At 34.2% G+C, this 22,831-nt stretch carries 27 protein-coding genes and 1 pseudogene; 17 read left to right on the plus strand and 11 right to left on the minus strand.

Going from position 1 to position 22,831, the window contains the following annotated elements; genetic code table 11:
- Positions 1-7: 7 nt before the first annotated feature.
- The 8 genes from MK119_RS10825 (at position 8) to MK119_RS10860 (ending at position 7,859) form a co-directional block, all read left to right on the plus strand.
- Complete coding sequence (locus MK119_RS10825) at positions 8-688, plus strand: TerD family protein (protein ID WP_290678263.1); 681 nt, start codon at positions 8-10, stop codon at positions 686-688.
- A 5-nt stretch (positions 689-693) separates the two neighbouring features.
- A complete protein-coding gene (locus MK119_RS10830) occupies positions 694-1,332 on the plus strand; it encodes a VWA domain-containing protein (RefSeq protein WP_290678265.1) in 639 nt (212 codons plus the stop codon).
- A 28-nt stretch (positions 1,333-1,360) separates the two neighbouring features.
- On the plus strand, positions 1,361-1,741 hold the full coding sequence (locus MK119_RS10835) for a TerB family tellurite resistance protein (protein WP_290678267.1): 381 nt from the start codon (positions 1,361-1,363) through the stop codon (positions 1,739-1,741).
- 4 nt (positions 1,742-1,745) lie between these two features.
- Complete coding sequence (locus tag MK119_RS10840; RefSeq protein ID WP_290678269.1) at positions 1,746-2,381, plus strand: VWA domain-containing protein; 636 nt, start codon at positions 1,746-1,748, stop codon at positions 2,379-2,381.
- Positions 2,382-2,626: 245 nt separating this feature from the next.
- Entirely contained in the window at positions 2,627-3,685 is a 1,059-nt protein-coding gene (locus MK119_RS10845; protein ID WP_290678272.1) for a TerY-C metal binding domain-containing protein, read from the plus strand.
- Between the two features lie 3 nt (positions 3,686-3,688).
- Positions 3,689-5,137: a PP2C family serine/threonine-protein phosphatase gene (locus tag MK119_RS10850; protein WP_290678275.1), complete on the plus strand. Its 1,449-nt coding sequence runs from the start codon at positions 3,689-3,691 to the stop codon at positions 5,135-5,137.
- A 10-nt stretch (positions 5,138-5,147) separates the two neighbouring features.
- Positions 5,148-6,668 (plus strand): kinase, encoded by a 1,521-nt coding sequence (locus tag MK119_RS10855; RefSeq protein ID WP_290678278.1) that lies wholly within the window; start codon positions 5,148-5,150, stop codon positions 6,666-6,668.
- 15 nt (positions 6,669-6,683) lie between these two features.
- On the plus strand, positions 6,684-7,859 hold the full coding sequence (locus MK119_RS10860; RefSeq protein ID WP_290678281.1) for a sodium:calcium antiporter: 1,176 nt from the start codon (positions 6,684-6,686) through the stop codon (positions 7,857-7,859).
- A gap of 176 nt (positions 7,860-8,035) precedes the next feature.
- On the opposite strand, the gene MK119_RS10865 is transcribed toward MK119_RS10860, so the two are convergent.
- On the minus strand, positions 8,036-8,512 hold the full coding sequence (locus tag MK119_RS10865) for an acyl-CoA thioesterase (RefSeq protein ID WP_366512794.1): 477 nt from the start codon (positions 8,510-8,512) through the stop codon (positions 8,036-8,038).
- A gap of 37 nt (positions 8,513-8,549) precedes the next feature.
- Between MK119_RS10865 and MK119_RS10870 the strand changes: the two genes are divergently transcribed.
- Positions 8,550-9,518: an alpha/beta fold hydrolase gene (locus MK119_RS10870; RefSeq protein WP_290678287.1), complete on the plus strand. Its 969-nt coding sequence runs from the start codon at positions 8,550-8,552 to the stop codon at positions 9,516-9,518.
- Here MK119_RS10870 and MK119_RS10875 read toward each other — a convergent pair.
- Positions 9,505-10,182, minus strand: a complete 678-nt coding sequence (locus tag MK119_RS10875) for a PrsW family glutamic-type intramembrane protease (RefSeq protein ID WP_290678290.1) — start codon at positions 10,180-10,182, stop codon at positions 9,505-9,507. The two genes, MK119_RS10870 and MK119_RS10875, sit on opposite strands and share 14 nt — an antisense overlap.
- A gap of 184 nt (positions 10,183-10,366) precedes the next feature.
- Here MK119_RS10875 and MK119_RS10880 point away from each other — a divergent pair, with 184 nt between their 5' ends.
- The 3 genes from MK119_RS10880 to nadD are packed head-to-tail and all read left to right on the plus strand — an operon-like array spanning position 10,367 to position 12,414.
- Entirely contained in the window at positions 10,367-11,227 is an 861-nt protein-coding gene (locus MK119_RS10880) for a YicC/YloC family endoribonuclease (RefSeq protein WP_290678293.1), read from the plus strand.
- Positions 11,227-11,808 (plus strand): guanylate kinase, encoded by a 582-nt coding sequence (gene gmk, locus MK119_RS10885; protein ID WP_290678296.1) that lies wholly within the window; start codon positions 11,227-11,229, stop codon positions 11,806-11,808. Before MK119_RS10880 ends, gmk begins: the two co-directional genes overlap by 1 nt.
- Positions 11,809-11,832: 24 nt before the next feature.
- Positions 11,833-12,414, plus strand: a complete 582-nt coding sequence (gene nadD / locus MK119_RS10890; protein ID WP_290678298.1) for a nicotinate (nicotinamide) nucleotide adenylyltransferase — start codon at positions 11,833-11,835, stop codon at positions 12,412-12,414.
- A gap of 73 nt (positions 12,415-12,487) precedes the next feature.
- On the opposite strand, the gene MK119_RS10895 is transcribed toward nadD, so the two are convergent.
- From MK119_RS10895 to MK119_RS10910, 4 genes and pseudogenes are all read right to left on the minus strand, one after another.
- Positions 12,488-12,874, minus strand: a complete 387-nt coding sequence (locus MK119_RS10895; protein ID WP_290678301.1) for a hypothetical protein — start codon at positions 12,872-12,874, stop codon at positions 12,488-12,490.
- A gap of 122 nt (positions 12,875-12,996) precedes the next feature.
- Positions 12,997-13,482: a peptidoglycan-binding protein LysM gene (gene lysM, locus MK119_RS10900; RefSeq protein WP_290678303.1), complete on the minus strand. Its 486-nt coding sequence runs from the start codon at positions 13,480-13,482 to the stop codon at positions 12,997-12,999.
- Positions 13,483-13,734: 252 nt separating this feature from the next.
- Positions 13,735-14,679: a nicotinic acid mononucleotide adenyltransferase gene (locus MK119_RS10905; protein WP_290678306.1), complete on the minus strand. Its 945-nt coding sequence runs from the start codon at positions 14,677-14,679 to the stop codon at positions 13,735-13,737.
- Positions 14,680-14,794: 115 nt separating this feature from the next.
- A pseudogene (locus tag MK119_RS10910) lies at positions 14,795-14,902 on the minus strand (hypothetical protein); the annotation flags it as partial.
- 130 nt (positions 14,903-15,032) lie between these two features.
- On the opposite strand from MK119_RS10910, the gene MK119_RS10915 reads away from it, so the two are divergent.
- Entirely contained in the window at positions 15,033-16,034 is a 1,002-nt protein-coding gene (locus MK119_RS10915; RefSeq protein ID WP_290678309.1) for an NAD(P)H-dependent glycerol-3-phosphate dehydrogenase, read from the plus strand.
- 129 nt (positions 16,035-16,163) lie between these two features.
- On the opposite strand, the gene MK119_RS10920 is transcribed toward MK119_RS10915, so the two are convergent.
- The 3 genes from MK119_RS10920 to MK119_RS10930 all read right to left on the minus strand — a co-directional run bounded on the left by MK119_RS10920 (position 16,164) and on the right by MK119_RS10930 (position 18,065).
- Positions 16,164-16,559 carry a hypothetical protein gene (locus MK119_RS10920; protein WP_290678312.1) on the minus strand — a complete coding sequence of 132 codons (396 nt, stop codon included), beginning with the start codon at positions 16,557-16,559 and terminating at the stop codon, positions 16,164-16,166.
- A gap of 87 nt (positions 16,560-16,646) precedes the next feature.
- Positions 16,647-17,666 (minus strand): phenylalanine--tRNA ligase subunit alpha, encoded by a 1,020-nt coding sequence (pheS, locus tag MK119_RS10925; RefSeq protein ID WP_290678315.1) that lies wholly within the window; start codon positions 17,664-17,666, stop codon positions 16,647-16,649.
- A gap of 42 nt (positions 17,667-17,708) precedes the next feature.
- Positions 17,709-18,065, minus strand: a complete 357-nt coding sequence (locus MK119_RS10930; RefSeq protein WP_290678318.1) for a hypothetical protein — start codon at positions 18,063-18,065, stop codon at positions 17,709-17,711.
- 196 nt (positions 18,066-18,261) lie between these two features.
- On the opposite strand from MK119_RS10930, the gene MK119_RS10935 reads away from it, so the two are divergent.
- The 4 genes from MK119_RS10935 to MK119_RS10950 all read left to right on the plus strand — a co-directional run bounded on the left by MK119_RS10935 (position 18,262) and on the right by MK119_RS10950 (position 19,957).
- Entirely contained in the window at positions 18,262-18,834 is a 573-nt protein-coding gene (locus MK119_RS10935) for a CvpA family protein (protein WP_290678322.1), read from the plus strand.
- 2 nt (positions 18,835-18,836) lie between these two features.
- Positions 18,837-18,983: a hypothetical protein gene (locus MK119_RS10940; protein WP_290678325.1), complete on the plus strand. Its 147-nt coding sequence runs from the start codon at positions 18,837-18,839 to the stop codon at positions 18,981-18,983.
- Positions 18,984-19,001: 18 nt separating this feature from the next.
- Positions 19,002-19,421, plus strand: coding sequence for a hypothetical protein (locus tag MK119_RS10945; RefSeq protein WP_290678327.1), 420 nt, complete (start codon positions 19,002-19,004; stop codon positions 19,419-19,421).
- A 242-nt stretch (positions 19,422-19,663) separates the two neighbouring features.
- On the plus strand, positions 19,664-19,957 hold the full coding sequence (locus MK119_RS10950; protein WP_290678329.1) for a hypothetical protein: 294 nt from the start codon (positions 19,664-19,666) through the stop codon (positions 19,955-19,957).
- Positions 19,958-20,043: 86 nt separating this feature from the next.
- On the opposite strand, the gene MK119_RS10955 is transcribed toward MK119_RS10950, so the two are convergent.
- The gene (locus MK119_RS10955) at positions 20,044-21,906 is read right to left on the minus strand and encodes a SulP family inorganic anion transporter (protein WP_290678331.1); all 1,863 of its coding nucleotides are present in this window, start codon (positions 21,904-21,906) and stop codon (positions 20,044-20,046) included.
- 159 nt (positions 21,907-22,065) lie between these two features.
- Complete coding sequence (locus MK119_RS10960; protein ID WP_290678333.1) at positions 22,066-22,827, minus strand: tetratricopeptide repeat protein; 762 nt, start codon at positions 22,825-22,827, stop codon at positions 22,066-22,068.
- Between the last annotated feature and the right edge of the window lie 4 nt (positions 22,828-22,831).

The raw sequence follows: 22,831 nt of genomic DNA on the forward strand, positions 1-22,831 counted from the left end.
AATCAGCATGGCTATAAATTTAACCAAAGGGCAGAAAATTGACTTAAGAAAATCATCAGGAGAAAAACTTACTAACTTTTGTGTAGGTGTAAACTGGGGAGCAATAGAAACAATAAAAAAAGGCTTCTTTGGAGGTAAGAAGAAAGTCGTTGAAGATGTTGATTTAGACTTGAGCTGCATCATGACAGACACAAACGGAGAACTTGTAGACTGGATTTATTCTCCTGAATACAACGGATTCTTACAACAAAACAACTATCCATTAGGAAAGTTAAGTTCTAAAGATGGTGCACTTCGTCATAGTGGTGATGACAGACAAGGTGATGTTGGAGGAGATGACGGACTTGACAATGAAATTATCAGCGTAGACTTAAACAGAGTTGACGCTAACATTGACAAAATATTCTTCTTCTTAAACATTTACTTAAACAAAGGGCAAAACTTTGATTTCTCTCACATTCCTTTTGCAAAGATTAGAATGTACGAAGGAACACCAACAAGAGTAAACAATGTACACTCTAGCTACGATATCGTAACAGATGGATCGTATGCTGGAAAAGGAGCATTAATTATGGGGAAATTGTATCTTAGAAATGGAGAATGGAAATTTGATGCCATCGGAGAACCATCTAACGATAAAATATTCTTACAGACAATTCAAAAAATATTAACAAATCATGCTAGATAATACTTATGAGAAAGCTACCGGTTTACGTTTTACTTGATACATCTGGCTCAATGATGGGAGAACCAATTGAAGCTGTTAAAAACGGTGTTCAATTAATGGTTAGTTCACTACGACAAAACCCACAAGCAATTGAAACTGCTTATTTAAGCATCATTACTTTTAGTAGTACTGCACAACAAGTAGTTCCTTTGACGGACTTAAGTTCGTTTCAAATACCTGACATACAAGCTGGCGGAACAACTGCTATGGGCGGAGCCTTAGAATTGGTAAGTAGATGTATTGACAATGAAGTTGCTTCTACTACGATCGATAGTAAAGGAGACTGGAAGCCTCTAATTTTTATCATGACTGACGGAATCCCTACAGATGATATTCAACGAGGATTGAGTGAACTTGGCAGAAGACATACTGCAATAGTAGTAGCTTGTGCCGCAGGAAGTGGCGCAGATACCTCGCTGCTAAAACAAATCACAGAAAATGTGGTTAGTTTAGACACTGCCGACAGTCATAGCATATCACAATTTTTTGCTTGGGTAACAGCCTCTATTGGAGTGACCTCAGCAAAAGTAGAAGATTCTGGAAAAGAAGCAGGTGGCTTAAATGAATTGCCGCCTCCACCAGATGAATTAAATATTGTATTATAACATTAAACCAAATTTATAAAATCAAAAAATGAAAACCTTAGAAGAATTAAAGAAAGATATATTAGCTGACGGAGTAATTGATGCTGGTGAAGTAAAAGAATTAGAAGCTGTATTATATGACGATGGTGTTATTGATCAGGAAGAAGCAGACTTCTTATTTGAGCTAAATGATGCCGTTTCTGGAAAAGATAATGACAGTTCATGGACCGATTTATTTGTAAAAGCTATTTCCAGTTTTGTCCTGGATGATGAAGGATCAAAAGGTGAAATTGATGCTGATGAAGCCGCATATTTAGCAAAACAAATTGAAGGTGACGGACAAATAGATGCAACTGAGCTTGCACTTTTAAACCACTTAAAACAAGCTACAGGATCACTGCCTGAAAACCTAGAAAATCTTTTAAAATAGACTTATGAGAAGACTTCCAGTATATTTCTTGTTAGATACCTCTGGTTCCATGTATGGAGAACCTATTGAAGCATTAAACAATGCTTTATCAGGAATGATAAGTACATTACGTTCTGATCCGCAAGCTTCAGAAACATTATGGATTAGCATCATTACATTTGATAGAGAAGTAAAAGAATTAATTCCACTAACGGACTTACAATCATTTCAATTACCTGAAATTACCTGTCCGCAAAGTGGTCCTACATTCACTGGAAAGGCGTTAGATTTTCTAGCTCAAAAAGTAAAAACAGACATCCGCAAAGGTACCGCAGAACAAAAAGGAGATTGGAGACCATTATTATTTTTATTTACTGATGGAAAACCTTCTGACGTACAATTATATCGAGAAACAGTTCCCAAAATTAAGGCAGTTAATTTCGGTACAATTGTAGGTTGTGCTGCTGGTCACCTTGCTGATGATGAAAAATTAAAAGAACTTACAGACACTGTAGTTCACTTGCAAACAACCGATAGCAACACATTGAAACAATTCTTTATGTGGGTTTCTGACACTATTGAACAAGGAAATAAAAGTTTGGGAACCACTGATACTGTTTCTTTACCTCCTCCACCAAGTGAAGACATAATTGTAATCTAAATGGTATTACTAAAATTATGTGCTGGTTTACTAATTATAGCATTATTCCTATTTAGCAAACTATACGCATACGAAGCTCGAATATTACCTAAATACAAAAAAGGATTTGGCTATATAATATTAGTCATAAAGCCCATTCTTAAAGCATTTAGTCAATTTTTTAAACCTCATCAAGTAGGCAACGGTATTGCATTAGATACTGCACAATTTGTACTACTAATTTTATTATTACTAATTATGATGGCATGAGAAGACTACCAATATATTTTCTAATTGACGTTTCTGAATCTATGGTAGGTGACCCTATCAGCGAAGTACAAGACGGAATTGCAAATATTATTCAAGAACTAAAAACAGATCCTAGAGCCCTAGAAACAGTATGGATTTCAATAGTCGTATTTGCTGGAGAAGCAAAAACCTTAGTTCCTCTTCAAGATATTATCAGCTTTTATCCACCAAAATTCCCTATTGGAAGCGGAACTTCTTTAGGAAAAGGCTTGGGACACTTAATGTTTGAACTCAGAAAGAATTTAGTACAAACTACCGCGCAACAAAAAGGAGATTGGAAACCAATTGTATTCTTATTTACCGATGGTGTTCCTACCGATGACAGTAGCGTGGCGATCAGAGAATGGCAAAACAACTGGAAATCTACTGCAAATTTAGTAGCAGTTTCTTTAGGGGACGGAGCGGATACACATGTACTAAATCAGCTTACTGAAAACATCATTCATCTAAAAAATACAGATCATACTGCCTATAAAGAATTCTTTAAATGGGTTACAGATTCTATCAAAACAAGTAGTGAAAGTGTTGAAAACAACAAATCTGGTTTTGAGCTTGCAAATTTAAGGTCTGATAATTTAGAAGAAGTAGACGTCTCTAAAGACCTTCCAACAGAAAACAGAAATAAAGTAGACGATAATTTTGTAGTGATTAGCGGTAAGTGTCAAAACACCAAAAAAGATTATTTGATGAAATATAAAAAAGTCATCAGACAATCGATGTTTGGAGGTGTAGAATTAGGCACAAAAGCATATAGACTTAATGGAGCCTATCAAGTTGACCATACTTATAAAGAATTATCAGATAACAGCGGACTCACATTTACTGTAAACACAGAAGAACTTATTGGCGCACCTACATGCCCATGCTGTGGAAATCAAATTGCGTTTGCCGTATGCCAATGTGGTCAAGTTCATTGCATAGGAGATGAAGAAATTTCAACCTGTCCTGCATGTGGAAATCAAGGAAGATATGGTGCAGGAACTGGTGGTTTTGATGTAAATCGTACGCAAGGATAATCAATGAGTACTCCAAGCGAATACATAAAAAAGTTACTCCATTCTAAAAACAAAGTCATCAATGACCAACTGTTAGAGGAATTTAGTAATGACGAATATTTTCAAAATAAAATACAAACAATAAAAGATATCCAAAACGAGATTATGGAAAAATGGCAAATAAGAACGCATATCATTAACTTCACGGATAAAACTATTCGTGTTCCTAACGGTACGCAAAATATTCCATATACTCACACCATCAATAAGTTTCTTTTTGAAGAACACCATGTAGTTAAATATCATTTTGAAGGACTTGACGAACTTGGGCTTACCTTAGATAAAGAAACACTCACACTAGAAGGAACACCAAAAATCAGCGGAAACTTTAAACTAAAAATACTATTTAAAGTTGAAGGTGAACCTGAAATTTCAGAACCAAACGAAAAACTAATTGATATTGTTTTCAATCCAGATCCTAAATCACTTTGGAAAAACATTCCGAGTGATACAGAAGCAATTTTTTGGAAAGAAGACAACAAATCTACCTCAGGATCATTAGGAGAAAAATCAATAATTATTGCTTCCAACAGAGGACGATCGCACCAAAATGACGGAAGTTTTAGAGATGATGATTTTGCATACAAACATTTTGAAGAAAATGATTGGAGTGTTGTCGCTGTTGCCGATGGTGCTGGAAGTGCTAGTTTTTCCAGAGAGGGCTCAAGAGTTGCTTGTAACGAAATCATTAACTATTTTGAAAACGAAATTCTTCCAAATAAGCAATTGGAACTAATTGAAACTAAATTGGACGAGTTTGCTGAGACAAAAGATGAACCTTTGCTTGAAGAAGCTAGAAATGATGGTAAAAAAGTACTGTACAAAGCAGTATTACATGCACATACTAAAATCAATTCGTTAGCAGAAGAAACTTTTGAAAAACACCCTGAATTATTTACAAAGAAGAATGCAAATTATAAGTCAGAATACTTTCATACAACATTAATTGTAACCGCAATTAAAAAAATAAAATTAGGATATGTATTCCTTACGTTTGGTGTGGGCGATTGTCCAATTGGTATTGTAAATAAAGATAAAACAGAAGCTCGTTTATTAAATTGGCTAGATGTTGGTGAATTTGGGGGCGGCACGCGCTTTTTAACACAACCATCTATATTTCACTCGCAAGAAAGACCTATGGCAACCCGATTCAAGGTGCACATAATTTCAGATTTCTCCTATCTATTTTTAATGACTGACGGTATTTATGATCCTAAGTTCGAAGTAGAAGCAAATCTAGAAAAAACAGGAAAATGGCTTGAATTTATTACAGATTTAGAAGGAAATAACGAAGATGGAATTGGTGTTGATTTTGGCGGAGAACTCTCAGTAGCCGAAATACAACTAAGCAATTGGATGAGCTTTTGGAGTAAAGGAAACCATGACGATCGAACTTTAGCAATTATATATTAGAAACTTTAGTATGGCAACGAAAACAGTAACTTCTATCATAAACACTAGCAAAAGTTATCAATATGTTGATAATGGAAACCCGATGCGCGGAGGAATGAAAGATGTGTATTTCAGTCCCAACAAAGACTATGTTGTTGCCTTTTATAGAGACAAGCAGAACTACAATTCTATAGAACGATTAAAGAAAATTGTAACTACCTATTATCAAAGCTTTTTTGAACGAGAAGGCGGCGATTATTATAAGAAACTATATTCATGGCCTACGGATGTTATTTCTGAAAAAGACTTAATTGGTATTGTAGTGCCAACCTATTCTAAAAATTTCTTTTTTGCGAAAGGATATGAAAATCTAGACTTACTAAAAGGCGCAGAAAAAGAAGGAAAATGGTATGCAAGTGCTAAATTTAGATCAAAAACTTCAAAATTGCGTTTGGCTAAATCAGAACTTGGAAACTGGCTTAGCTATTTTCAAGTATGTGTAAACATTGCACGTGGTGTAAAACGATTGCATGCAGCTGGTTTGGCACATTCTGATTTATCTTATAAAAACGTATTGATTGATCCTGTTACTAAAACTGCTGCAATTATTGATATTGATGGTTTAGTAGTTCCAGGCTTATATCCACCAGAAGTGATTGGAACAGCTGACTTTATTGCACCAGAAGTAATTGCCACAAAGCATTTGGACGCCAAAGATCCGAATAGAAATTTACCGAATCGACTTACAGATTTACATGCACTCGCTGTATTAATCTACATGTATCTGTTTTACAGACATCCATTGCGCGGCGGAAACTATTTTGGACAGATGGAAGCCGACGAAGAAGAAGATTTACTAATGGGATCCAAAGCCTTATTCATTGAGCATCCTACAGATGACAGCAACCGAAATTTCAAACGAGAATACGGCGATAATGTGAAAAATTTCCATCCTTGGACCGATTTAAATAGTACACCGTACACAATTGCAGGACCGTATTTAAAACAACTGTTCGATCAAGCATTCATCAAAGGTTTACAAAACCCTAGAGAACGTCCAATTGCAGAAAGTTGGGAACAAGCATTGATAAAAACAGACGATTTAAAACTAAAATGCAGCAATGCATCTTGCGAGCAACAATGGTTTATTTTTGACAATTCTAAAGTTACCAAATGTCCTTTCTGCGGCACACAGTACAAACATTCCATTCCGGTATTAGATTTCTTCTACCAGCTTGAACCAAATGTGTGGAAGCCTGAAAATCAGCGTTTAGTAATTTGCCACAATACCACATTGCATAAATGGCATGTAGATAGAAATATCATTCGAAATGAAAAACTGACAAATTACGATAAAAAACGATTAGGCTACTTTGCTTTCCACCATGGAAAATGGTTACTTGTTAATGAAGATTTAACCACTTTAAAAGACCTAACAAACGACACGGAAATTCCTCCTGGACAAAGTGTAGAACTCATCAATGGAAATAAACTACTTTTAGCGACTGACAAAGGAACAAGAGTAGCAACCGTAACAATAACTAATCAATAATAAATCAACTAAACTATGTCGATTCTAATTTCAATACTACTAATTGTATTATGCTGTATCATTATATGGCGTGCAAGTGATGGCTTTGAAGCCGCTTCTGAATATCTAGGAAGAAATCTTAGCGAAGGTGTTCGTGGCGCAACTATTAATGCTATTGGCTCCTCCATGCCAGAACTATTTACAACGCTATTTTTTCTCTTTGTCTTAAAAGACCGAGATGGATTTGCAGGTGGAATTGGAACTACGGCAGGTAGTGCCATTTTTAATGGAATGATTATTCCTGCAGTTGTGATTTTAGTAGTGGTTTTAAAACGTGTTACCTCACATGTAGAAGTCTCCAAAAAAGTACTTTTAAGAGACGGAATTTCGCTTTTGGTGTGTGAATTTGTATTAATCTTTTTATTAGGAGGAGACACCTTAAATTGGACACACGGACTTATTTTAATGGGATTATATGCAGCGTATGCAATATACATGCTTACCTCTATGAAATCAGCAGGTGAAGAAGAGGAAGAAGACGATGAGGACGAAGAGGAAGAAGAATCGGATGCTGGATTTTTTATGAATCTTATTACACTAAATCTTGAACCTGTATTTGTTAAAGATAAAATCAACTCAAAAAATGGCTGGACATTGTTAATTGTAGCCATGCTTGTTATTGGTGCAGCTTGTTTGCTCTTAGTAAAAGCGTGTGAATGGTTGGGAGATGGAATTGAATACTTTGGAGATGGCGGACTCGGAGTTCCAATTTATTTTATCGCAGTAATCTTAGCAAGTGCTGCAACGAGTGTTCCAGATACCATTCTTTCAATGAAAGATGCTAAAAAAGGAAATTATGATGATGCCGTATCAAATGCACTAGGAAGTAACATCTTTGATGTATGTTTTGCATTAGGATTCCCATTGTTCTTATTTACCATTTTCTACGGACCTATTGCAATGTCACCTGATACCGTACAAAACGTAGCAGAACTCAGAATCTTATTATTCATATTTACACTCATTGCCTTCTTTATCTATATCGCAAAACCAAAAATGGGAATGGTAAGCGCTGTACTACTGCTACTCATCTATGTTGTATTTACAGTATATATCTTCGGTAGATCGGTAGATGCAGAAGCTTCTTTACAGGTTAGTGAATGGCTAAGTAGTATTAACGACTATATAGACACGCTACGATTCTGGAAATAAAACAATAACACAGAAAGAGAATTTCTACAATTTCTTGATGTCAACTACTCAATTTAAGTAGCGCTGTTTATAGCTTAAAATTACTGTAATAAAACACACTTTTTTACAATAATTTTAAGCTATAATTAGTATAAAGTGTAACAAAATGTAGCATTCTTGAACTAACTATCAAATAGTTACTCTAAGTTTTGCGGCTTTTTGCCAAAACGACGTGTATCTTCTTTGGTCAAAGCTTTAAAGTTTTGTGCATGTGGAACGTTGCGCATTGCATCGTTGAATTGTGCTGGCAAACCGATTAATTGACGCGTTTTTAAATCAATCCAAGCGCCCATCATTTCACAGCTAGCAAAGTTTTTTCCATTCGCATCATAAAAATTATGGACAAATTCGAAGAACATTCCGTCTTCGCTTAAGCCTGCGACTTCCAAGGATACTTTAACAGGTTTTCCTAGAAAAGCTTCTTTAAAGTAATACATGTGTTCATAAAAAACGACAGGACCAATATTGTTTTTGGCTAATTCCCTTTGCGTAAAGCCATTTTCAATTAAAAATCCCATGCGTGTATGACTCATAAAGTTGATATATGCGGAGTTAGCAAGGTGACGATTTGCATCTAAATCGCTCCAACGAATGTCAAATTCTTTAAAATACATTATATTTATTTTTTTATTTTTTATTACCAAAAATAACATGCCAATACTAAAAAGTCATTACAATCCTCCACTTATTTTTAAAAGCGGTCATTTTTCGACGATTCATTCTGGTTTATACCGAAGTGTCACTGGCGTATATCAGAAGCGAAAACGCATCACTTTGAATGATCAGGATTTTATAGATTTGGACTGGAGTTACGCCGCGTATCAAAAAAATGTTTCCAAGCTTATTGTGATTTTACACGGTTTGGAAGGCAACGCACAACGTTCTTACATTAAAGGAACTGCCAAAATTTTCAATCGCAACGGATACGACGCTGTGGCGATGAATTTAAGAAGTTGTAGTGGAGAACCGAACAAATTATTCAGATCGTATAATGCGGGCGCTAGCGAGGATCTGCGAGAAGTGATGGAATATATAGTTACAAACTATCCGCAGTACAATCACATTGTTTTGAAAGGATTTAGTTTGGGCGGAAATATGTTATTGAAATATTTAGGAGAACCCATTCCAATTCCGGAAGAAATAAAAGCTGCTATTGCCATTTCTGTTCCGTGTCAATTAGAAGGTTCTTTACAGCAAATGCGCCGTTTGGAAAACTATTTATATAACAGAATGTTCATCAAACATTTGCATGAAAAGTTAAAAGACAAACACAAAGCATTCCCAAGTTTGATCAAGCTGGAAGATATTAAAAAAGCGAATTCAATGTTGCATATTGATAATTTGTACACTTCGGTAGCGCATGGTTTTGAAGATGCATTCGATTATTACAAAAAGTGCTCGTCCAGACAGTTCATTCCATATATAAAAATTCCAACCTTGCTGATCAATGCAAAAAATGATTCGTTTTTGTCTGAATGTTGCTTTCCGATTGAAGAGGCTGAAAAGAATGAAAATTTTTATTTAGAAATGCCAAAATACGGCGGACATGTTGGTTTTTATGATATTGATGATGTGTACTACAACGAAAAAAGAGCGTTTGACTTTGCTACTTTGGCCTAAAGTGTGAATTCCGTTGGTGAATCCGGATGGCTTTTTGTGACAGTAAAATTCCAACAGCCAAGGATACAAAAGCACCAATAGAAATTCCAGGAATGTAATTGATAAAAAGGAAGAAATCATAGATTCCATGGAAGAAAATAGCCAATCCCAAACCTATCAAATTGAATTTGATACGCTTCCTGGAAAATTTAGCTTTCCCCATATAATACCCCATAATGATTCCAAAAGTAGCATGTGCAGGAACCGCCGTAAACGCTCTGTACAAAGCAATTTCAATACCTCCTTGAAATGAATAGGCTAAATTTTCGGTTACTGCAAAACCCATAGAAACCATGACAGCGTACATAATACCATCATAGGGTTCGTCAAACTCTTTGTGTCGCTGTGCAAAATAGCGCACAAAAATGTATTTGCTAAATTCTTCTATCAGCGCAACTACAATAAAAGCTTTGAACAACTGAATCCATATTTCTTTTTCTTCCAGTCCAGGGAAATATTGTGAAATAACAAGATGTGAAACCGAAGAAATTAAAATACTACCAATTGCTCCTAATAAAAAACATATAAACAGGAGATGTCGCGGTTCTTTATCATATTTATCACTGTAATAAATGTAAATTATGATCAAAAGCGCTGGAGCAATAGATAATAATATTAATGGCATAGGTAATTTTATCAAAAATAAAAAAACGACGGATATTATGAAGTATTTCTAAAAATTTATCGTCTAAATAACTTTTGAAATTTTCAGGAAAACCATAAAAATATTTTTAATGAAAGTCTTGAAAACATACAGAATAGAAATGCATAAACGAAGGCGTTGTCACTAATTTTACTATTTTTGCCGTATGATAAAATCTATGACAGGATTCGGAAAGTCTGTAGAGCAACTTCCGTCTAAAAAAATAACCATTGAGTTAAAATCACTCAACAGCAAGAGTTTGGATTTAAATGCGCGAATTCCTTCTTCTTATAGAGAAAAAGAATTGTTGATGCGCAAAACAATTGCTAAAACATTGTTGCGTGGAAAGGTAGATTTTTCTTTGTATTTAGAAATGACAGCTGAAGAAACCTCAACGGTTATCAATAAAGCAGTGGTAAAAGAATACATGAATCAGCTTCGTGACATTCAACCAGATGCAAATGATATTGAATTGTTGAAAATGGTTGTTCGAATGCCAGACTCACTAAAAACAGAACGTGAAGAAATTGACGAAAAAGAGTTTGAAGTAATTCTAAATGCGTTACAACATGCTATCACACAATTAGACGAATATAGAATTGCTGAAGGAAAAGTACTTGAAAAAGACTTTTTATTACGCGTTGAAAATATTGCTGCATTGCTTCAAAAAGTAATTGATATGGACGATGAACGCATGGTTTCTGTAAAAACACGTTTACGTCGTGCATTAGATGATTTAAAAGAACAAGTAGACGAAAATCGTTTCGAACAAGAGCTAATTTATTACTTAGAAAAATTCGATATCACAGAAGAAAAAGTACGTTTAGCAAATCACTTAGATTATTTCTCAAAGTCTTTAAATTCTCCAGACTCTAATGGAAAAAAATTAGGTTTCATCACCCAAGAAATTGGTCGTGAAATCAACACCATAGGTTCTAAATCCAATTACGCACCAATGCAACAATTGGTCGTACAAATGAAAGATGAATTGGAAAAAATAAAGGAACAACTCTTAAACGTACTGTAATGAAAAAAGGAAAACTCATTGTATTTGCAGCTCCTTCAGGCGCTGGAAAAACTACTATTGTACATCATTTATTAGGCATTCCTGAATTAAATTTAGAATTTTCTATCTCAGCAGCTTCACGCGAAAAACGCGGTAATGAAATAGACGGAAAAGATTATTATTTTTTATCTCCTAAAGATTTTAGACAGAAAATTAAAAATAAAGAGTTTTTAGAGTGGGAAGAAGTATATCCTGAAAATTATTACGGTACGCTACAATCAGAAGTTGATCGTATTTGTAATGAAGGAAGAAATGTCATTTTTGATATTGATGTAGTTGGTGCATTGCGAATTAAACGAAAATTCCCAGAAGAAACAATGACCGTTTTTGTAGAACCACCACATATTAATGAACTGATTGTACGTTTGAAAAATAGAAAAACGGAAAGTCAAGACAAAATCAATATGCGCATTGCCAAAGCGCCTGCTGAAATGGCAAATGCTCCTCAATTTGATGTTAGAATTATGAATGACGATTTGGCCACTGCAAAAGCTGAAGCAGAACGCATAGTTGCTGAGTTTTTGGAAATTGACACTCTTTAAGTAGATAAAAAAAAAAGTAAACAGATGAAAGTTGGTTTGTATTTTGGCACATTCAATCCTATCCATATTGGACATTTAACCATTGCCAATCACATGGCGGAATACAGCGATTTAGACGCTATTTGGATGGTTGTAACACCTCACAACCCATTTAAGAAGAAAAGCTCTTTATTAGACAATCATCATCGTTATGAGATGGTTATGATTGCTACGGAAGAGTATCCAAAAATTAAGCCTAGCAAGATAGAATTTGACTTACCACAGCCCAATTACACCGTAAACACTTTAGCGCATTTACAAGAAAAATATCCAAAGTATGAGTTTTGCTTAATTATGGGCGAAGACAACTTGAAAAGCTTGCATAAGTGGAAAAACTATGAGGTCATTTTAGAAAACCATGAAGTGTACGTGTATCCACGTATTTCTGATGGAACTGTAGAACATAAATTTAAGGATCATCCAAAAATTCATAAGGTAACGGCTCCAATTATGGAAATTTCTTCCACATTTATTAGAAATGCCATTAAAGAGCAAAAAAACATCAAACCATTATTACCACTACATGTGTGGAAATATGTGGATGAGATGAATTTTTACAGAAAGTAATTTAGACTTTTTGGATTGCTACACCTGCTTCGACTAACTCTGGTTTTCAATCATTGAATCTTCAAGTAAAAAACTAATATACTTTCGTATACAAATGTTCTTCATTGTTGTCCATGTCTACCAACAATAAAACGTCATCATTTTGATTGTAAACATCTTTTAATTCGTAGCATTTAGAAAAGTTTTCTTTATCATCAATAATCTTTACAAATAATGACTGATATGCATTGTGCTCATCACATTTTGTAGAAACTGTGTAATGATACGGTTTTGCTTCTGTGTTTTCAGAGTATGATTTTCCAATACCATTTTGTAAAAACTCCAATTTTTCTGCTGGATTTTCTTGTGACACCCAAGCTCCAATAATTTCTTTTTTTGGAGTTACAAAAGCAGTAATCACCATTAAAATCAATAATAATATGGAAAGTGGAATAATTATTAAAGCGCGTTTACTTCTCATCGTATTGGCTATTTTTGATAGACAATATTAGGAAGTTTTCAAGATACCACACAAGGGGACTTTTCCCCTTTTTTATAGTTTTTTCACTACAAATTGCATATAAATTCCTAATCCAAAAGGATTTAGCTGTCTAATGTAGGAATACGCAGCACTTGTCCTGGGTAAATCTTGTCTGGATCTTTCAACATTGGTTTGTTAGCTTCAAAAATTTCTGGGTATTTCATTGCGTTGCCATAATATTGCTTTGCAATTTTCCCAAGTGTATCGCCTTTTGCTACGGTATGAAATTGTGCTTCTACCACTTGCTCTTCTACTTCCATTTGATCATCAACCATGGCAATTCCCATAGTATTTCCTGCGACTAAAACTACTTTTTCTTTTGTAGATTGATCTACAGCTTTTCCTGAAATTATTGCAATATCTCCATCAAGCGAAACACATAAGTTTTCTACTTCTAAGTCTAAATCGTGAATGGCTTCTGCAATGGCTGCTTCGGCATTGACTTTTTCATCAACAATATTTTCTGTAGATATTGTTACGGTTTCTTCTGCAGATTTTCCTCCAAATAATTTTTCTCCTACATCTTTTATAAAAGCGAATAAACTCATGTTTTTATTGGTATTAGGTGTTTGTTGTAAGGTATTAGTTTTACTATTTGAAAGATATAAAAATCTTGCTTTATTTGAAAAGATTATAATGCTTCACTTGAAGATTTCGTTCTACTTCAAAATTATATCGATATACATAATTTTGTGTGCCGCTGGCATCACAATCATGAGTCTCACTAAAAAAGAAACAGCCTTTACACGAATGTAAAGACTGTTTCTAAACTAAATAACCAACCAAAGTTTTATATATTTTTATTTCTTAAAGTCGTCCTTATTGAACTTCTTATTGATAATTTTTTTACGTTTTTTATCCGTTTGCTTCAATCTTGTTGAACTTCCATCACTTGATGGACGTAAGTATTGAATATATCCTCTTCCATTAAATTCATAGGTTGTTCCTGAATCTGGATGGAATAACTCTATCGTCTGGTCATTAATAACGTTCAATTCGAAGTATTCATTATCCAAATAATCATAATCTAATGTTAAAACTTTCGCATATGGATCACCTTCTACATCATACACTGTATAAATTCCTTCGTAATCATAGATCAAATCTGCAATTGCAGTATCTTCTGGATCTGTAGAAGACAAGAACGTATCGTCATTTCCTCCTGATAAAAATGACAGGAAATTCTCGTTATCAAATTCATTTAATGCTCCTTCTTGACTTGTATATATTTTTTTCCAAGCTGTAAATTCTTGTAATAAATAGTGAATGTTATCATAGAATACAAAATCATAGTCAAAGTTTGAACGCTGATATCCTGTTAAGTAATAACTAGTATTGCTACCAGCATCATACATACGAATTCTATTGGCACTTAACTGATCTACGCGCAATGGATAAAAACCATCAATGTCATGATCAATTTCTACCGTGTCGAAATTAGTTCCATACGCTCCAACATCAATTCCATATCCATTTCCATTGCTTCCAATTCCCGAAATATTATTGTTTGCATACATCGTTCCATTAATAAATGATACAGTAAATGCTCGTTGTAAAAATGGCACTTCACCATTTCCAGTTGTTTGATTAATATTCACATACCACAATTCATAAGAGCTTAACAACTGATTTAACGAAATTCCTGGCTCGTCAATAATTGGGTCTTCTATAAGGACTTCTGTATAACATGAACTCATCATAGAACTAAATAATGTAATTGCTAAAAGTAATTTTATAGTTTTCATAAGCCAATCGTTTTGTTGTTGATGTGTAATTACACTCAAAACGTGTGCCAAAAAATGAAATGGAGCGGAAATTAACAGTCTTACTTTTAGTAAAAAGAAAGCATTTTACTCACTTTTAGGATGTTTGTAAATGCCAAAAACTCATGTTACGCCTTGTGTTAAATCCTAGTTTTTCATAAAGTTTAATAGCGCCAACATTAGATGCCGCCACGTGTAAATACGCTTTAGTTTTTTTGCTGCTTCACCTAAAGATACTTAAAAAACTTTAGTTTATGTATTGAGCGAACTTCTGGTTTTCAACAGTAACATTGCAAGGATATTTTGTGTATTTTTGGATCATAGATTCACCTTTTATGGATAACAATTTAAAATACGCTGTTTTTGGAGCGGGAAGCTGGGCTACTGCCATTGTAAAAATGCTTTGTGAAAATTTAAATGAAGTAGGTTGGTACATGCGTAGCGTATATACAAAAGAACATTTGCTAAAAGAACAACACAATCCAAGTTACTTAAGTTCTGTTGAATTTAATATGGATAAATTGAAAATAAGCAATGATTTTGATGAAATTGCTTCGTATGCTGATGTACTAATTTTTGTAATTCCTTCCGCGTTCATTTATGGTGAGTTGAAAAAATTAACTGTTGATATTACAGATAAAACGGTTGTCTCTGCTGTAAAAGGAATCATTCCAGAATCTGGATTGTTAGTTGGCGAGCATTTTCATGATGTGTACAAAATTCCATTTGAAAATATTGCAGTAATTGCAGGGCCTTGCCATGCAGAAGAAGTAGCTTTAGAGCGCTTGTCCTATTTAACGATTTCGTGTGCCGATCAAGAGAAAGCACAGTCGATTGCAGATAAATTGTCTAGCAATTATATCAAAACAAAAATTAGTGATGATGTGATTGGTACAGAATACGCAGTGATGTTGAAAAATATTTACGCAATAGCTGCAGGAATAGCACACGGATTGGGTTATGGAGATAATTTCCAAAGTGTATTGATGAGTAATGCTATTCGCGAAATGAAGCGTTTTATTAAGAAAGTACACAAAATGAAGCGTAATATTAATAATTCTGCTTACCTGGGCGATTTATTAGTAACTGGATATTCGGTGTTTTCTCGAAATCGAATGTTTGGAAATATGGTTGGGAAAGGATACACCGTAAAATCTGCGCAAATGGAGATGAATATGGTTGCTGAAGGATATTATGCTACCAAAAGTGCTTTCTTATTGAATCAGAAGAACGAAAAGAAGACACAAATTCCAATTATTGATGCGGTCTACGCGATTTTGTATCAGAATAGAGATCCTAAAAAAGTATTTAAAAAATTGACTGAGAAGTTAGACTAATCTAATTTGATGATTTGTCAATGTGTTGATTTGAAAATTAAGACTCATCTACTTAACTACTAAAATCCCAAAATGAAATGGGTTTAAAAGTGCACACTGAGCTTGTCGAAGTGAAGCACTTCTAACAATCTATTTCACCAAAATACCTTTAGTATCCATCAACGGAATTGATTGAAAAGCCTTTATATTGATTGTATTTTTTCTAAAAATATACTTTTTATCGTACATTTTATTTCCTTCAAAAAAGGTCACACGAAATTCATTATTGAGCGCAAATACATCTTCTTGCATCCACTCTGCTTTCGCATACGATTTTGCAGGAAGTTTTTCCAATTTATGACGCATAATGGAAGTTTCTCTGTCCGCATCATAGCCACGAGAAACCACCAAGACCATTTCTAAATCTACGTCTTTGTCATTGATGATATAGGCGTTCCAGTCGTCTGTTTTGTAGATATCGTTGTATTCTTGCACAACGGCCATGTACACACCTTCTACTTCAGGAATTTCAATATCTTTTTTCACATGCTTAAATTTCAATAATTATCTGATAAATAAATTAATTATAAAATTGAGAACGTTTGTAATCACTTCGTTCTCACAATAAGAAATTTATAATGCAGACTTAAATTGCTCTAGGAAACGTACATCATTTTCACTTAACAAACGAATATCACCAATTTGGTATAATAACATCGCAATACGATCGATTCCCATACCGAAAGCAAAACCTGAATATTCTTTAGAATCAATTCCGCAATTTTCCAATACATTTGGATCTACCATTCCGCAGCCCATAATTTCTAACCAACCAGTTCCTTTAGTAATTTTATAATCGGTTTCGGTTTCCAATCCCCAATATACATCTACTTCTGCGCTTGGTTCTGTAAAAGGGAAATACGATGGCCGCAGACGAATTTTTGACTTCCCAAACATTTCTTTGGTAAAGTGTTGCAGCGTTTGTTTTAAATCTGCGAAACTTACGTCTTTGTCTATGTATAATCCTTCTATTTGGTGAAAAAAGCAGTGTGAACGTGCCGAAATCGCCTCATTACGATATACTCTTCCAGGAGAAATTGTACGAATTGGTGGCTGATTGTTTTCCATATAGCGAACTTGTACAGAACTTGTATGTGTTCGTAACAAGATGTCTGGATTTGTTTGAATGAAGAATGTATCCTGCATATCACGTGCTGGATGATATTCTGGAAGATTCAATGCCGTAAAGTTATGCCAATCGTCTTCAATTTCTGGACCTTCAGAAACATTGAATCCAATACGAGCAAAAATCTCCGTAATTTGATCTTTTACTAAAGATATAGGGTGACGCGCACCAATTTCAATCGGTTGTGCTGGACGTGTTAAGTCACCATACACACCTTTTTCTTCTGCTTTATTTTCTAAAGCTTCTTTGAGCGCGTTTACTTTTTCTTGAGCAACCGTTTTTAGTTTATTGATCGTTTGCCCAAATTCTTTCTTTTGTTCATTCGGAACATTTCGAAACTCAGCAAAAAACTCATTCAACAATCCATTTCTACCTAAGTATTTAATTCTGAAATTCTCGATGTCTTCTTTTGCTTGTGTTGTAAACTTTTCAACTTCAGCAATATGTTCCTTGATCTTATCTATCATGACGATATTTTGATTTAGCTTGCAAATTTAGAAAAAACTAGCTTATTCAATGTATTCCTTCTCTAAAAAGTAATTGACAATGGCTTCTTTCATCAATACGGTTTGTTCTCCAGCCTTTAAGGTTGGTAATTCTTCCTTAAATTTATAGTGTGGCCAGCCATCATCATCAAAGTAATCAAACTCATAATAACCGTATGGTTCCAACAGTCGGCAAATAGCGATATGCATCAGGTTTACTTTATCATCTTTTTTAAACGTTCGATGAATTTGACCAAGTTCTTGAACACCAATCAAATAAATAATTGCATCCAAATCCAAGGTGTCGCCTTCCGCAAACTGATGTGTCAGTTTCTCCACTACCGTATTCCAACGTTCTTTTAATACTTCATCTCTTGCCATTGTTCCTGTCTTTTCGGTTGCAAAGGTAGCTAACGTGCACTTATATTTTTATTTTTTTTGTACAAAAACTTGTCTTCTTTCACAATCAAATTAATGGTGTAATCATTATTTTTCTTTCTTTTAAAGATGGCATCCGTAACAAAACACAATAAAAAACTACCAATAGAAGTTCTATATTTGTAAAAACTCGATACTCATGAACTTTATTGACATCATTTTGGGCGGTATAATTGTCCTTGGGTTTGTACGAGGACTCATGAAAGGACTTTTCGTAGAAATCGCTTCACTCGTAGCATTGATCGCTGGATTATACGGCGCAATTCACTTTTCGTATTTCGCGGGCGACTTTTTAGTTGAAAATTTCCCGTCTTGGGAAGAAAAATATGTCAATTTAACTGCCTTTGCAATTACTTTTATTGTAATTTTAGTGGCGGTAACCATGGCTGGAAAGATATTGACCAAAGTAGCAGATTTTGCTTCGTTAGGTATTTTGAACAAGATTTTGGGCGGTGCTTTTGGTGGATTAAAAATAGCTGTGATTGTTGGAGCTGTACTGGTATTTTTTGAGCGTACCAATAATACCATGACATTTATAGAACAAGATAAGATTGAAGGATCAGCCTTGTATGAACCTGTAAAAGATGTTGGTGGATTTGTGTTTGCCTATGTATTGGAAGAAACGAATAAGAGTAATGTATTAGATTCGTTCAATACGGATAAAAGTCAGCAAGAAAACGATTTAAAAGAAATTGAAGAAAACGAAAATTAATTATGTGTGAATATTGTGGAGATCCAGGAATGAAACATCTGTATGACGAAGATATGATGAACCCTTTCATGGGCAGATTGAGCACAAATTCTTTAAAAATTAAATCTAAAAAAGAAAAAACCACTTCTAAACCAAAAATAGATATCTAAAAAATTACTTTAAAATTCATGTGTGAACATTGCTCCGGTTTTGCGACAGAACGTTTTTTTTCGCATCAAGATTTTGCTGCGTTTGAAAAAGCTTTTGAAAAAAAGTGCTTGGACGGCACTTTTATTCGTGTTGTGAATTCGAATCAAATTGCACAGGATACCTCTGAGACTACTTTCGAATGTACGCATTGTAATACCGATTGGGTATTATCAACACCAGAAAATGATTGGCAAGGATATTTTTTACGCGAAAATCAACTCGTTGCATACGACAATTATGAGTATGAGTCTACGAATAACAACACTACATTTCGAGCAAACTTTAAAGGTCAAAAAGGAAATTGCGGTTGCTGTTTGGCTATATTTCTTGGACTTTTGGCTTTGATTATTTACATCATCTATAGTGTGTTTGATTTTATTTTAGACATGCTCTTTTAGGCTTTAATTAAATACTATATACTATCCTAGAAGTCTATTCTCCTCTGTAATATCTTTCATTAAATTTCTATTCAAAAAAATAATAGGAAAACTTGCTTTGAAGTAAAAGATTTTAGCTAATTTACCCCATTACTTTTTTAAAAAGTATATTGTCCCTCACCCAAGCTATTGATGTTGTAACAGTATAGCCAAAACAACTTAATTAGAATTTATATTAAACTATTTAAAACCTTTAAACAATTATGAAGAAAACAATCTTATTAGCAGTTACCCTTATATCATTTTTTATGGTAAGTTGTGGTGGATCTATTGAAAGTGATGTTGCTAAATTAGCAGAATTACAATGTCAAGCTATAAAATTACAAGAAAAAGCAATGTCTGGTGATGTAGATGCAGTGAAAGAAGTAAAAGAGCTTGGTGAAAAAGTGATGAAAATGGCCGCTGAATTCAAAGACAAATATACTTCAGAAGAAGATCAAAAGAAATTTAAAGAAGCTATTGAAAAAGCTATCAAAGAACAAAATTGCGATAAATAATAGTTACTATTTATTTTATATCAAATAGAAAAAAACCCATCAACTTTTAAAATTTGATGGGTTTTGTATGTTTTATAGTTTTTTGTTTATAATTCGTCTTTCACCTTGGCTTTAATCCATTTTAAACAATCGTCAAAGGTATCAAAGCAATCTTCTTCCGAAACTAAATCTGGAATAATATCAATACGCTCCATCATATGCCTCGGTTGTTTTTGTATGTTTACAAATAAAACCTTGCGATCATTCGTTTTTAAATTGAATAAAATATCTTCCAATGTATACAATCCTGATTGATCCATATATTGCATTCTTCCCATACGAATAATAACAGTTTGTGTAGTATCTGGTAATTGTTTGGCAAGCGCTTGTATTTCACTTGTAGACCCAAAGAATAATGGCCCTTTAATATGCTTAATAAAGACTTCTTCTTTTAAGTTTTCTGGGAAGCCAATTTCATCTTCCCAAGCTTCTTCTTGGAGTGTTTTTACATCTGAAGTTTCTGCGGTAATGTCTCCAATTTTTTTCATGAACACCAATGACGCCAATACCAATCCAATTCCAACTGCATAGATTAAATCCCAAAACGTTGATAATCCTAATACCACCAACATAATAAATACTTCTGAGCTTAATTTTAAAGGACCAAGTTTGATATCTTTTGGCAAGCTTGCAATGGCTCTTAATCCTTTATAGTCCATTACACCAATACCTACCGTAATAAGAATTCCTGCTAATACTGCTGCCGGAATTTTTGATGCTACAGGTCCTAATGCTAGTAAAATTACCAATAATAATACACCTGCAATCATTCCTGACAAACGCGTTTTTCCTCCAGAATTGATATTTACAACTGTACGAATTGTTGCTCCAGCTCCTGGAATTCCTCCAAAAATAGCACCAATAGAGTTTCCTATTCCTTGTCCTATCAATTCTTTGTTTGGCTTGTGCTTTGTTTTGGTCATATTATCCGCCACAACGCTCGTTAATAAAGAGTCAATAGCTCCTAACAATGCCAAGGTTAGTGCTGTAAGTATGTATGGTGTAATACTTGTAATACTGAATTCTGTAAAGATTTCCATTTTCGGCATCGGGAAATCACCTGTAATTTCTTCTATAGGTTTGTAGTTTAAACTAAAACCATACGCAATTGCGGACATCACCACGAGCGCCACTAAAGTACTCGGAATAGCCTTGGTAATTCGTTTAAAACCATAAATAATAAGGATCGTTCCTAAAGCCAATAATAATTCTAACCAATTGATATTTTGTAAAGCACGTGGCAATACTTTTAACGTACCTATTACACCAGAAGAATTATTTTTTGCAAGTGTTCTCGCTTCATCTAAAATACGTGCATCTGTAATTTCGTTTCCGCGTTTTGCTACTTCTTGAATGTTTTCTATTACTAAAATACCTTCTTGTTGTTCTTGTTTTATAAAATCTTTTAGAATGACTTCTTTGGCTTGTGGTTTAAACTGCTCCACATACGCATCATCATTTTTTGCTGAATATCCAATAGAAGGTAAAATTTGCGTAATCAATATAATGACTCCAATGGCAGTCATAAAGCCTGAAACTACAGGGTAGGGAATGTATTTAATATATTTTCCTAAACCAATTGCTCCTAAACCTACTTGTATTAAACCAGCAAGTAAAAAGACTGTTAAAATTGCGGGTAAAGCTTTGTCTACATCGCCTCCATTGGTAGCAATAATTCCTGCAATTACAACCATACTTACGGCTGTCATCGGTGCAGTTGGTCCAGAAATTTGCGTGTTGGTTCCTCCAAATAAAGCTGCAAAGAAGCTAATAAAAATTGCTCCATACAATCCTGCGCTTGGTCCTAATCCTGAAGAAACTCCAAAAGCTAAGGCTAATGGCAAAGCAACAATCCCTGCGGTAATCCCTCCAAAAGCATCACCTTTGAGATTAGAGAATAAATTTTTCATCTGTTATTTTTTGTTATATGGTTTTTTTCAGATGAAATTCGCCATAGATCAGTCTTGGTTGTAGAATGACGTATTTCACTGTTTATTTATATGTCTACACACCAATTTTACATCGTAATGGTATTGTAGAATATAAATATATGTATTAAGTACGTAAGATTATAATTCCTTCACATCTTCTGCGACGATCCAACCAATTTTTCCGTCAATGAGTTGAATTTTTTTCCAGCTATCTACCGTATCTAATACTTGTACTTTGGTTCCTTCATGCAGTACAAATACCTCATCGCTACGTAAGTTTGGTTCTGCCTTTATAGCTGATTCTTTAGCAAATACAATGGCTGGACGATCTGATTGTGCTTTCCCATATTGTTGGTATGCAATGGCTACGGTTCCTAAGATAAAAAGGAAAGCTATAAAACTTATTAAAAAGTAGATTCTTTTTTTCAATGTATGATATGAAAATTGATACAGTAAGAATGAAATTACACATAGAAACCCAAATATTACAGTAATCCAAGCCCATTGATTGTAGGTAAACATTTCTGTAATGCTACTCACAAATTTAGCAAATTGCGTTTTTGGTAAAGATTCAATAGCATCGATGGTCATGTTTTTGGCAAATGCCAAATTGTTGAGAACATCTTCGTCTTTTGGTGATAGTTGTAGTGCTTTTTCAAAATAGTAAATACTTGGTCCTATTTCATTGCTTTTGTAATACGCATTAGCAAGATTGTAATATACTGCTGCAGAATGATTTCCTGTTTCTAGAATAGATTTGTATTGTTTGATGGCTTCTGGAAAGTTTTCATCATTGTAAGCTTTGTTTGCGGCTTCAAATGCGGTAGCATTGTCTTGTCCAAACACTAGTACACAACTAGAAATGAACACGAGAAGCATATATGTAATCTTAGTTTTCATTTCT

The organism is Kordia sp. (assembly GCF_022447245.1).
In the GTDB taxonomy this organism is placed as follows: Bacteria; Bacteroidota; Bacteroidia; order Flavobacteriales; family Flavobacteriaceae; genus Kordia.